The sequence below is a fragment of the Kribbella orskensis genome (assembly GCF_004342085.1).
Taxonomy (GTDB): domain Bacteria; phylum Actinomycetota; class Actinomycetes; order Propionibacteriales; family Kribbellaceae; genus Kribbella; species Kribbella orskensis.
The window spans coordinates 1-9,976 of record NZ_SLWM01000055.1 but is presented as its reverse complement, the minus strand read 5'-3'; the positions used below and the strand labels follow the sequence as shown (position 1 = coordinate 9,976).

Below are 9,976 nucleotides of genomic sequence, written 5' to 3'. Positions count from 1 at the left end.
CGGTTGCTCGAGAACGTGCGGCGCGAGGCTCTCGAGCGCGCGTTGTGGGACGACCCGTTCGGTGTCGAGATCAAGGTCAAGGACGGGGTGGTGACACTGACCGGCCAGCTGGATCGCCGCAGCCTGATCGCGCCGGCCAAACAGCACGTGCGGGAGATCGACGGTGTCGTCGATGTGGTCGACCGGCTCACCTATGCCTTCGACGACACCGTCACAGCACCAGGTCCGTGGCGCTGAAAGCGACGACGCGCAAGGAGGAGACCACGATGAACGACCGACCGAACATCTTTGTCGGGATCGACCCATCCTGGCGGAACAGCGGCGCGCTCGACTGGGCGCTGCGGGAGTCCCACCTGCGGGGGCAGCCCATCCGGGCCGTGCATGTCATCGAGGACAAGCTGCCCTTCGGCCCCGAGTCCACCGCTCCCGGCGTCGAAAGGGCCGCCAAGCGCCTGGTCGCCGACATAGCGGACTACCTGGCCGGCCATGACGAGACGATCGGCAAACAGCACCGAAGTCCTGACCGGTCAGCCGGCGGCAACGCTCGTCAAGGCCGCGGCGCGGCCAGGCGCGAGCATGCAGGTCGTCAGCCGGATGGGCAGCGGGCGGCTGGCACGCCTGCTGCTCGGCTCGACCGCCCGCGGCGTAGTGCACCACGCACCATGCCCCGTCGCCGCCGTCCATGAGCCACGCGCCAGCCAGTGATGCAGACAGAGGAGGAGACGACGATGACGAAACCAGTGGTCCACTTCGAGATCGGTGGCCTCGATCTCGACCGGCTGGTGTCCTTCTACAGCGAGTTGTTCGGCTGGCAGTTGCAGCCGGCAGGGCCGGAGTACTCGTTGATCCCGGGCGGCGGGAACGACGTCAGCATCGGCGGCGGCCTGTTGCAGACCCACGGCGAGATGCCGCCGTGCGTCACCGTCTACATCGCGGTGGACGACCGGGCCGGCGAGCTTGGTGGGACGACCGTCGTCGAGCCGACCGCTGTCGCCGGCATCGGGCAGTTCGCCTTGTTCCGCGACCTGGACGGGAACGTCGTCGGTCTGCTCCAGGACGACGACCAGCGGACGGCTGAACCAGGAGCTTGCCGGTCTCAGCTCGGCGTTGACCTGCGGGCTGACGGCCGGATCGCCGGGGGACCAACGGCCTTCGGACCTGTTTGAGTCGGGAGGGACGGGGACTTTCGGCCCTGGGGCGTGGTCGCACGCGGCGATGGAATGTAGTCGTAGGCAATCGCGTCCGGAAGGGGTCGGCCATGAGCCAGTCCGGAACCACCCGGCTGTACCAACCGGTGCGTCTGGTGCCCCAACGGCGCCAGGAAGCTGGGGCGTCCACTGGGTTCGCCGTGACCATGGCCGCCTGTCACGAGTTCGTGAGGTCGGCCCGGCTGCGACCGTACATCGCGGGGGAGCTTCGCCGATGGCGGGCCGGCCGGGATCTGATCGCGGTCGGCGCCGCTATCCGTACGGCGTTCGCGGATGCGGAGTGGCCGGACCCCGTCGCGGATGCGATCGCGGCCGGGTACGCCCGACTGGGGGGCGACGGCACTGTGGTCACGGTACGCAGCGTCGGCAGTCCCGGACGCTTGGAGATGTTCCGGGACCTGAGGACGACGAGCGACGTACTGGCCGCCTGCAAACGGTGTTTCGCGGCACTCTTCACGGACGAGGCGATCGCTGATCGCGAGGCTCGTGGTTCGAGTCAGCTGGACGTGGCGGTGTCGATCGGCATCGAGCGCGAGAGTTGTGCGGCTGCTCCGGCCCCGGCCGCGCCTACCGCGGTGGACTGCTCCGGCTACGTCGTCGACGATGCCGAGCTGCTGAGGCTTGCCGCCTGGGCGATCGTGCTGGAGCGAAACCACACCCGGCGCACGAGCTGAGGAGGCGTGAGATGGCTAGCCAGGTACGAAGTGGGCATGTTGTCGTCGAGGTGGACGGCGCGGCCGAAGGGCTGCGCGTGATCGACTATGCGTGCTTGGAGGCGCTTCGATCTGGTGCCGACCTGGTGCTGGTCAATTCCTCCGGGACGCACAGCACCTCCTCGATGCGCGCGAGTGAGTTGCCCAAGCCACCGGGTGAGGTGGCTGATGCCTGGCTGCGGGTGGCCGCCGGGCATGTCAGGCATCGCTATCGCAATGGCCTGCAACTGGGAACGGTGTCGAAGGAAGGCGCGCGGGCGGACGTGCTCGCGGAGGCGGCCCGGAACGCGCGGCTGCTGATCGTCGGCAGGACTCCGAAGCGCGGTCCTCAGCGGTTGCAGGCCGCTCAGGCGAATCTGAACCTGGCTGCCAGGGTCGGCTGCCCGGTACTCGTCGTACCCCTGTCGTGGCGACCGTCCGCGGTAGACCGCAAGGTCGCCGTCGGTGTCGACGGGTCGGCGCTGTCGGCCGAGGCGGTGGAGTTCGCCTTCCTGGCCGCCGCCGAACGCGGGGGAGATCTGACTGTCGTACGGGCCGGACTGCCGCCGGACCACGCTGGGAACGACGAGGACGTCGATCACTCGTGGCTCAGCCGGGCCGATAAGAGCATCAGTGAGGCGGTGGCGGCCTGGATCGGTGAGTTCCCCGAGGTGAAGGTCACCCGATACCTCAGCAGCCGGCCGGCCGCCGAGGTACTGGTGCGCGAGAGTGCGGATGTCGGGCTGATGGTCGTAGGTGCGCACGACAACTCGCTGTCGATCCCGGACCCGGTCGCGCGGCGTTGCGTTGCGGCGATGACGTGCCCGGTCGCGATCGTTCCGCATCGTCTGACCGCTGCCGTGGGATCGGCTCGTGGAGCGCCGCCGGCCCCATGCCGTGCCACCGAGGTAACACTAGGAGTTTGATCATGTCCGGGACGCCACGTGCCCTCATCGTCTACGAATCGATGTTCGGCAACACCTGGAAGGTCGCTGAGGCGATCGGGGATGGGCTCCGCACCGTCATCGACACCGATCTGGTGCGCGTCGACCGGGCGCCGGCCGAGATAGCCCCTGATGTGCGGCTCCTCGTCGTCGGCGGTCCGACCCATGCGTTCAGCATGAGCCGGCCGTCGACTCGGGCCGATGCCGTCAACCGGGGCGATGTCGTGATGCCGGCGGACACCGGCATCCGGGAGTGGCTCGGCGCCCTCCCGGACCGCACGACCGCGACGATCTCAGCCACCTTCGACACCCGCATCACCAGAATCCGGCGGCTGCCCGGCTCGGCCGCTCGGTCCGCGGCCAAACTCCTGCGCCGCCGGGACTTCAGGGCGATGGTGCCGCCGGCAACCTTCTTCGTCGACGACACCACCGGCCCGATCGAGGAGCACGAGCTGGCTCGGGCGCAGCAGTGGGGTGTGGACCTGGGCCGGGAGCTCCGGCCGGTGCTTGGTCCCATCCGCCGAAGGATGAGGCGATCAGCATGATGCACGATGCGCTCGATCCGAGCCTGGGCTGGATCCTGCTCGGGCTGACGGTCTGGTTCGCGGTGATCGGCGGAGCGGTCGCTGCGACGGTCCGCGCGATCCGCAAGCCGCCGCCACATCCGGCGACCCGGTACCCGTCACCACTCGACATCCTCGAGCGCCGGCTGGCCTCCGGCGAAATCACCCACGAGGAGTTCGACGAGGCCCGGGCCCGCCTTCGCGAACACGAGATCGACCGCTGACCGATCACTGCGCCAGGTGGCTCCCACCCACGTCAGTCGTCCTGCGTCAGCGCACTACCCGCCACCGGGCAAGGTGGGTGGTGCACGAGTGCCCGGCTGGTCGAGCCGAGCAGGAGACCACGAAACGCGCCCCGGCCTCGGGACGCGACCACCAGCAGCGCGGCCGATCGGCCGGCGGCGGTCAGCACTTCGCGGGCTGTGCCGCGGACGAGTTGCTCGTGCACCGTCACGTCCGGGTACTTGTCCAGGCGCCCGGCCAGCGACTCGGCGAGCAACACCACGCACTGCTGCTCGAGCGCGTCCAGGTCGTAGACCGGTGGGAGCGGATAGTCGGGGGCCGGTGCTCAACGGGTCCTGCCAGGCCATCACGGCGGTCAGCGGTGCACGCCTGGCCTGCTCGAAGGCGAAGCCGATCGCCTGGAGTGAGTGCTCCGAGCCGTCGACGCCGACCACGACTCCGCCGGGGACCGCGCCCGACTCCCACCGCGGCGGGACGACCACGACCGCGCAGGTCGCGTGCGTCGCGACGTGCGCCGACACCGATCCCATCGCAAGGTCCCGCCACCCGCCCAGGCCATGCGAGCCGAGCACGACCAGCTCAGCACTGGTTGCCTCCTGCAGCAGAGCTTGCGAGGCGCCGACAAAAGTCACCACGGCGTCGACAGGCAGCTGCGGATGGATCGAGCGGATCCGCTGAGCGAGCTCGGCCAGCACGCTTTCGGCCGCCTCCCGGAGCAGATCGGTCGGCAGCGGCACGGAGGGTAGTCCCGGCGGGCTGCTCACGAGCGGCGACGGCAGCGCGTACGTCAGCCGGAGTCTCGCCTGCCGGCGCGAGGCCTCGGCCGCTGCCCACCAGACCGCGGTCTCGCTGGGCTGCGAGCCGTCGTACCTGGCAACGATGCTGGCAGGCATGATCGGGCTCCTTTGCTTGTCGCCGGTGGTCGGCGGTCGCCTGCACGCGGGGTTGCAGCCTGCGAGGCAGCCGGTGCAGCACGAAGCCCAGGACGCGCTTCGCCGGTCGGGCCAGTCGGGACCGCTCCCGGATCGCGACGACCGCACAGAGAGCGATCAGGGCGCCGATCAGGAGAACGATCAGGTAGGGGGCGGTCGGCCCGAACAGCACCACCGCCGGGATCAAGGCCACCCAGAGCAGTATTGCGAGTGACAGCCACGCTCCGACACCTTCGGCGGCGATCGCGGCGGTCACGTCTTCGACGCTCGCGCCGCCTGAGACCAGCAGCCGGGACCGCAGCGCTGTCGCGGTGGCGCCTCCGCCCGGCACGACATGACTCACACCGAAGCCGGTCAGGTCCGAGCGGAGATTCAGCCGAACCGCAGGGGACTGTTGCGCAGTACGCTGCGGGGGAACAGTGAGTAGCAGACCAGGCTCGCCGCCTTGAGAAGGATGCCCAAGGCAACCCACCACGGTCTGACCTCACCGAGCAGGTGCAGCGACTGTCGGGTGCCCGCGAGCTTCGGAAGGACGAAGTAGTCCACCACCGCGATCAGCACCAGTAGTCCCGCCGCGCTCCGCAGGTAGGCAAGCGCGGTCGGGCCTCTGCGCGCCGGCCGTGCCGGAAGCGCAGTGGGCGGGGCGGCCGCTCAGCCGCCCGTGCCGACCGACGAGCCATTGGGGTTGCCCACGGCTTTCGGCGCCGGCCGGGCGGCCGCCGCGGACTCGCGGTTCAGGAAGGTGCCGAGCTCGCCGATCGTGCTCATCAGTGGAGCGGGGAAGACGACGGTCGAGTTCTTGTCCACGCCGATCTCGACCAGGGTCTGGAGGTTGCGCAGCTGGAGAGCCAGCGGGTGGGCCATCATCGTGTCCGACGCCTGGCCCAGGGACGCTGCGGCCAGCGCCTCGCCCTCGGCGGCGATGATCTTGGCTCGCTTCTCCCGCTCCGCCTCCGCCTGGCGGGCCATCGCCCGCTTCATGCTGTCAGGCAGCTGGATGTCCTTCAGCTGGACCAGCGTGACCAGCACACCCCACTCGGTGGTCGTTTCGTCGAGGATCTCGCGGATGTTGGCGTTGATGACCTCGGTCTCGGACAGGGTCTCGTCCAGGGTGTGCCTGCCGACGACACCGCGCAGCGTGGTCTGGGCGATCTGATCGATGGCGGCGGCCACGTTCTCGACCGCCAGCACCGACTTCGCGGCGTCGACGACCTTGTAGTAGGCGACGGCGGAGATGTCGACGCTGACGTTGTCCTTGGTGATGATGCCCTGCGACTGGATCGGCCGGGTGACGACGCGAAGCGAGATCTTATGGAGCACGTCGACCAGCGGGATGATCAGCCGCAGGCCCGGCTCCCTGACAGCCTGCAGCCGGCCGAGGCGGAACAGCACCCCCTTCTCGTACTGCTTGACGATGCGTATGCATAACGCCAGCAGCACCACCAGCGCGGCGAGGACGATCCAGAAGGCGATCATGACGGCTCCTCTCACGGCGATCCGGCGAACCGGCGAACCGGTCCACTTCAAGGCTGCTCGGTCCGACCGGTCGCCGGCAGGGCCTCGGGTCCCGGATCGGCCGCCGAAAGGCCCGGTCGGCCTCTGCCGCCCAGGTCAAGATTCTGAGATGGTCGGCAGATGAGCGACCGCATGCCTGCCTGGGTCGTCGGGCGACCGGCGCCGATCGACGAAGGACCGCTGCGCCTGGTCGAGCTGCCTGTGCCGGAGCCGGGGCCGGGGGAGGTTCTGGTCCGTGTGCTGGCTTGCGGGATCTGCCGGACAGACCTGCACCTGTGCGAAGGGGACCTGGTCCCTCGCAGGCCTGGCGTGGCACCGGGCCATCAGGTGGTGGGCGACGTTGTGGCCCGTGGTTCTGCCGCGGAGAGGTTCGAGATGGGCGACCGGATCGGGATCGCCTGGCTGCGGAGTACTTGTGGGTCGTGCGAGTTCTGCCGGCGAGGGGCGGAGAACCTCTGCCCGCGCTCGACGTACACCGGTTGGGATGCCGACGGCGGGTTCGCCCGCTACACGACCGTTCCGCAGGACTTCGCTTACCGGCTGGACGCGGACCGCGCGCCCGAGGAGCTCGCGCCGTTTCTCTGTGCCGGGATCATCGGCTATCGAGCACTGGTGCGGGCCAATCTGCCGCCTGGTGGCAGGTTGGGTCTGTACGGGTTCGGCTCGAGTGCTCACCTGACCGCTCAGGTGGCGGCCGCCCAAGGCGCGGAGGTCTTCGTTCTGACCAGGGGAGAGGCAAACCAGCGGCTGGCCCGCGCGTTGGGTGTCGCGTTCGTCGGCGCCGCTCAGGATGTCCCGCCGCTGCCGCTCGACTCCGCGATCGTGTTCGCGCCGGCCGGGGAGCTGGTCCCGCTGGCACTACGCGCGCTGAAACCGGGCGGCACGGTCGCGGTCGCGGGGATCTATCTCAGCGACGTGCCCGCGCTCGACTACGACCGGGACCTGTTCCGCGAGCGCGATCTGCGGAGCGTGACCGCCAACACCCGGCTCGACGGCGAGGAGTTGTTCCGGCTGGTGGCGCGGCTGCCGATTGCCGCGCACACCACCGTCGTACCGTTCGAGCGTATTGATCGGGCCTTGTCCGATCTGGCTCACAGCCGCGGGTCGGGATCGCTGGTGGCCGCGGTCAGCTAATTCGCTGGCTGACGCGGATCGCGACGACGCCGCGGACGGTGCCGGCCAGGACTTCGGCGAGCCGGCGCTGGTGCGGGTCCGAGGGGCCGGTCACCGTCACGATGCCGTCGTGGACCTCGACCTGCCAGTCCTGGTTCTCTGCGGCCAGCAGATCGGCGACGTCGTCCCGGATCCGCTGGTCGCGACCGGCCAGCAGGTGGATGATGTCGCTGCGGCTGAGCATGCCGACCACCTTGCGGTGCTGGACCACTGGCAGGCTCTTCATCATGGTGGTCCGCATCAGGTCGATGGCGACCTCGAGGTCGTCGTCCGGATCGACGGTGACGACGAGATGCGTCATCACCTCGGCGACGCGCCGGGCCGGTGTCAGGCCGCTGGTCCGGATCGCGGTGCTGGGAGCCCGGTCCTCGATCAGGTCCGCGTCGCCGACGAGGTCTGCCTCGCTGACGAGTCCGACCAGTGCTCCCCGGTGGTCGACCACCGGCATCGCGGTGATCTTCTCGGTGTCCAGCAGCTGCAGTGCCGCCGCGACCGACGTCTCGCCGGTGACGGTGACCGCGGGCGCTGTCATCAGTTCGCGGATCATCATCGTTCTCACCTCGTCCTGCTCGAAAGTCCTTGTGCTCCAACGATGTGTCCGGCAGCGGCCGCCCGGCAGGGTCCAAAGCCCCGTGTCGACAGGCTGGTCAGGCCGCGACGAGCAACCCGCAGCAGCCGTCGTACCGGCGGTAGAGGACCCGGGCCCTCTCATCGGAGGCCGCGCGGTAGAAGACGAAACGGTCGGCGGTGAGATCCAGGCGTTCGCGTGCCTGTTCCGGCGTCAACACCGGTGGCCTCACACCGCTCCCGTCCGGTCCCGCGCTGCCGATGGGACCCAGAACCCCGTAGTCCCCGTTGCAGCGCCGGTAGACGACCGCGTCGGCGCCGGTGTCGCGGTCGGCGAAGAGATAGAAATCGTGGTCGAGGAGCTCCATCTGATCGGCTGCCTCGCCCGGCGTCATCGGCGCGAGCACGAAGGTCTTGCGCTTGACGACCGGATGCGATCCGGCGCCGTTTGGTCGAGGCTCGTTTACGGGACGCGACGGCAGCCCACCGTGCCGCCACTGCAGGATTTCTGTCCCGTGCCGCCGAAGCCTGCTTCGCCGCCGCGCCCGGACGGCGTCCAGTCGGCGCCGGAGCCGATCGACGACCAGATCGGCGGCCTTGTGCAGGTCATCTGCCATGGCATGCGCACGGATCGTGTGGCCGGCCACCACAGCGCCGACCTCGACCCTGGCCGGCCTGTCCTGAGCAGGGTTCGCCTCGACAGTGAGCACGACCTGAGCGTGCAGCACTGGTTGGGGTGTCTGCCGTAGCACCTTCACGATCTTGCGGAGTGCATACATCTGGTCCCCCCGGGCGAGCGGTCCGCGGGAGGTGCACAGCACGGGCACGTCCGTCGAGCGTCTGGTCATTGCGGTGACCTCCGTTCGGCGTGGAACGCGTGGACGGCGGCCGGTACCGCGAACGCGAGGGCGGGGACGCACCACAGCCAGAAACCCCAGCCGAACAGCATCAGCGCGAGGTGGAACGCGATCACGGCGAGATAGCCGAGCCGGCGGGCGAAGATCAGCAACGCGGCGATCAGCAGTTCGCCGGCGCCGAGGAGCAGCGCCCACAGCCGGGGGTCGGCCATGAAGATGTTCTGCCATCCGTCGTAGACCCAGTCGAACAGGGCTGTGTCGGCGAACGGCCGGTAGCTGTCCTGGTTCCACAGCGCAAAACCGATGTGCACGAACGCGCCGATGCCGAACACGGCCAGGTATCCGCGGTGGATGGCACGCCAGACCACCGCGGAGTCGGGTTGAACGATTCTTCCTGAGGTGGTGGTCATCGGGATCAACCTCCGATCGCGGCCGCCGGGATCACAGCGACGGGGCAGACGGCGTGGTGCAGGACCGTCTGGCTGACCGAGCCGAGCAACATGCCGGCGAATCCGCCCCGGCCTCTCGAGCCGAGCACGATCAGCCGGGCGTCGGCGGACAGCCGGAGCAACTGCTCGGCAGGATGTCCGTCGATGTGGATGATCTCGGCGTTCAGCCCCCCCGGTCGTCCTCGGACGTCGGCGTCCAGTTCCTCCCGGGTGGCTCGATGCTGCTCGCTGTGGACGGGTTGGGCTGCCACGACCCGTACTCGCAGGCCGTGCCGGCTCGCGTAGTCCAGGCCGAAATCGAGGGCGAGCGAGCTCGGCGACGATCCGTCGTACCCGATCAGGACGTGGTCGCCGGTGTAGGTCGGTTGATCGGGGCGAACGACGATGACCGGGCAGTGCGCGTTCGCGGCGAGGTCCAGACCGGTCGAGCCGACCAGCGCTCCCAGGGCGATGCCCAGACCCCGGCTGCCGATCACCACGACGTCGGCGTGCTGCGAGGCCCTGATCAGAACAGGCGACGGGAAGCCGTCTTCGCGCGTTCCGGCGACCTCGATCCCGGGTTCGAGCTTCCGCGCGAGCTCGACCGACTCCCGGACGATCTTGTCCGCCGCTGCCCGAAGCCCGGGCGCCATGTCGCTCGGACCCAGCGGTACAGGGAACTCGGGCCAGACGAATGCATGCACCAGCCGTAGCCCGGTGCCGCGGGACGCGGCCTCCGCGGCCGCCCATCTGATCGCGGTCTCGGCAGCGGGCGATCCGTCGATGCCTGCCACTACTCGCGACTCTGTCATCGCCTTCTCCTTCTCGTCACTTTCACGATCCACCGCCGCTGG

Annotated in this window: 15 protein-coding genes and 1 pseudogene; 8 read left to right on the top strand and 8 right to left on the bottom strand. The window is 69.3% G+C overall.

The features are described from left to right. The 7 genes from EV644_RS44040 to EV644_RS44010 all read left to right on the top strand — a co-directional run. Positions 1-237: BON domain-containing protein (locus EV644_RS44040; protein WP_132197754.1), on the top strand; the 237-nt coding region annotated here is incomplete at its 5' end. Positions 238-486: 249 nt separating this feature from the next. After that, positions 487-705 (top strand): universal stress protein, encoded by a 219-nt coding sequence (locus EV644_RS48110; protein ID WP_132197752.1) that lies wholly within the window; start codon positions 487-489, stop codon positions 703-705. A gap of 23 nt (positions 706-728) precedes the next feature. Beyond that, positions 729-1,166 carry a VOC family protein gene (locus tag EV644_RS44030; RefSeq protein ID WP_199240394.1) on the top strand — a complete coding sequence of 146 codons (438 nt, stop codon included), beginning with the start codon at positions 729-731 and terminating at the stop codon, positions 1,164-1,166. Positions 1,167-1,258: 92 nt separating this feature from the next. Then, positions 1,259-1,882, top strand: coding sequence for a PEP/pyruvate-binding domain-containing protein (locus EV644_RS44025; RefSeq protein ID WP_132197750.1), 624 nt, complete (start codon positions 1,259-1,261; stop codon positions 1,880-1,882). 11 nt (positions 1,883-1,893) lie between these two features. Further along, positions 1,894-2,826: a universal stress protein gene (locus tag EV644_RS44020; RefSeq protein WP_132197748.1), complete on the top strand. Its 933-nt coding sequence runs from the start codon at positions 1,894-1,896 to the stop codon at positions 2,824-2,826. A gap of 2 nt (positions 2,827-2,828) precedes the next feature. Further along, complete coding sequence (locus tag EV644_RS44015; protein WP_132197746.1) at positions 2,829-3,389, top strand: flavodoxin family protein; 561 nt, start codon at positions 2,829-2,831, stop codon at positions 3,387-3,389. Next, complete coding sequence (locus tag EV644_RS44010; protein WP_132197744.1) at positions 3,386-3,631, top strand: SHOCT domain-containing protein; 246 nt, start codon at positions 3,386-3,388, stop codon at positions 3,629-3,631. The genes EV644_RS44015 and EV644_RS44010 overlap by 4 nt, the downstream gene beginning before the upstream one ends. Before the next feature lie 32 nt (positions 3,632-3,663). Here EV644_RS44010 and EV644_RS48105 read toward each other — a convergent pair whose 3' ends face one another. From EV644_RS48105 to EV644_RS43995, 4 genes and pseudogenes are all read right to left on the bottom strand, one after another. Then, complete coding sequence (locus EV644_RS48105) at positions 3,664-3,909, bottom strand: universal stress protein (protein WP_369410628.1); 246 nt, start codon at positions 3,907-3,909, stop codon at positions 3,664-3,666. A gap of 523 nt (positions 3,910-4,432) precedes the next feature. Next, positions 4,433-4,543: pseudogene (locus tag EV644_RS48100) on the bottom strand (hypothetical protein); the annotation flags it as partial. 411 nt (positions 4,544-4,954) lie between these two features. After that, positions 4,955-5,143 (bottom strand): hypothetical protein, encoded by a 189-nt coding sequence (locus EV644_RS44000; RefSeq protein ID WP_132197740.1) that lies wholly within the window; start codon positions 5,141-5,143, stop codon positions 4,955-4,957. Between the two features lie 90 nt (positions 5,144-5,233). Then, the gene (locus EV644_RS43995; RefSeq protein WP_132197738.1) at positions 5,234-6,058 is read right to left on the bottom strand and encodes a slipin family protein; all 825 of its coding nucleotides are present in this window, start codon (positions 6,056-6,058) and stop codon (positions 5,234-5,236) included. Between the two features lie 159 nt (positions 6,059-6,217). Here EV644_RS43995 and EV644_RS43990 point away from each other — a divergent pair, with 159 nt between their 5' ends. Next, positions 6,218-7,231 (top strand): zinc-dependent alcohol dehydrogenase family protein, encoded by a 1,014-nt coding sequence (locus tag EV644_RS43990; RefSeq protein WP_241999458.1) that lies wholly within the window; start codon positions 6,218-6,220, stop codon positions 7,229-7,231. Here EV644_RS43990 and EV644_RS43985 read toward each other — a convergent pair. The 4 genes from EV644_RS43985 to EV644_RS43975 all read right to left on the bottom strand — a co-directional run bounded on the left by EV644_RS43985 (position 7,224) and on the right by EV644_RS43975 (position 9,934). After that, positions 7,224-7,820 (bottom strand): CBS domain-containing protein, encoded by a 597-nt coding sequence (locus EV644_RS43985; protein ID WP_158293122.1) that lies wholly within the window; start codon positions 7,818-7,820, stop codon positions 7,224-7,226. The two genes, EV644_RS43990 and EV644_RS43985, sit on opposite strands and share 8 nt — an antisense overlap. Positions 7,821-7,917: 97 nt before the next feature. Beyond that, entirely contained in the window at positions 7,918-8,685 is a 768-nt protein-coding gene (locus tag EV644_RS43980) for a ribosome hibernation promotion factor (protein WP_158293121.1), read from the bottom strand. Beyond that, positions 8,682-9,104, bottom strand: a complete 423-nt coding sequence (locus tag EV644_RS45045) for a hypothetical protein (RefSeq protein ID WP_158293120.1) — start codon at positions 9,102-9,104, stop codon at positions 8,682-8,684. Before EV644_RS45045 ends, EV644_RS43980 begins: the two co-directional genes overlap by 4 nt. A gap of 5 nt (positions 9,105-9,109) precedes the next feature. After that, the gene (locus tag EV644_RS43975; protein WP_132197732.1) at positions 9,110-9,934 is read right to left on the bottom strand and encodes a universal stress protein; all 825 of its coding nucleotides are present in this window, start codon (positions 9,932-9,934) and stop codon (positions 9,110-9,112) included. Between the last annotated feature and the right edge of the window lie 42 nt (positions 9,935-9,976).